The 1032-nt window shown below is 41.8% G+C and carries 1 pseudogene; it reads right to left on the minus strand.

The window, feature by feature from the left end:
• Positions 1–934, minus strand: a pseudogene (locus E0H88_RS15815) (hypothetical protein); the annotation flags it as partial.
• Positions 935–1032 lie beyond the last annotated feature (98 nt).

Below are 1032 nucleotides of genomic sequence, written 5' to 3' on the forward strand. Positions count from 1 at the left end.
AAACAACATTGTGTGAATCAACGTCATGACATAGACAGATGAAATTTAAATCACCAGTGCCCTCATACTTAGGTATTTCAGGCTTTGGCCAAGGTTGAACCGGATGCTTGCGATAATGAATCGCTTTGGCTTTATCCCAGGGAAAATCTGACTGGGTGACAATCTCAAGGCTTTTATCCCATTCAAATGAAAAGCGCTTTTCAAAAACTTGGGCTACTTCATGAGAATAAGTAAAAGTCTTACGTCTGCGGATCATTTCTTGCCAAACCGTTTCCCGGTTATGACGCAGCTTGATTGTTTCTTGATGCGCATACAGCTGATGAATAAAGCGTTTATCGCCTTCTTCCCAGACCATATACGCATCAGAACTTAAACCGGTTGCCTGCTCATGTATCGACCTGATCGCACGATTCAACGACCCTGCTTGCTCATGCCAAATATCCACTTGATTGGAAATTGCCAAGCCCTGTTCATAAAAAAGAGCCTCATTCGAGACTCTTAATATTGGCTTGGTCCAGGGGATTTCTGTGGCACTTAAAGCTGTGATGGCTTTCCTGTATTGCAGACACAACCCACTAGACACCCCAACCAGATGATTGATGTCAAATATCGCTTCAACTTCAAATGAGAACCCAATGTCTAAGACAGTATCAATAGTACATAGATTAGATGAAAAAGTAGCCGCTAGTTCAAACAGCAACTCTGAATCTAGTTTTGTATCAATTGCTGCAAAAATAGTTGAGCTTTCAGCGAAGGTTGCAACCATTTCAAACTGAAAATCAGCATCTATTTTAAAATCTATCGTATTTGCTGCGTAATCAGGGTCATATGCGGCATGTAGGTCGTATGGACTTGTAAGTTGTGATGGCCCAGGTGTAACTTGATATGTCGCTGTGAGCGCATAAGGCTTATCATGCTCGTAATTGTCGCTCATACCTACCTACTGATCTGGAAATGGTATATCTATTGGGGTGTATGCACTAATATAACGCGGCACCCCTTTAGTAAGACGAAGCTCATCAAAATAACCAT

The sequence above is a fragment of the Acinetobacter sp. ANC 4216 genome, from assembly GCF_004331195.1.
In the GTDB taxonomy this organism is placed as follows: Bacteria; Pseudomonadota; Gammaproteobacteria; order Pseudomonadales; family Moraxellaceae; genus Acinetobacter; species Acinetobacter kookii.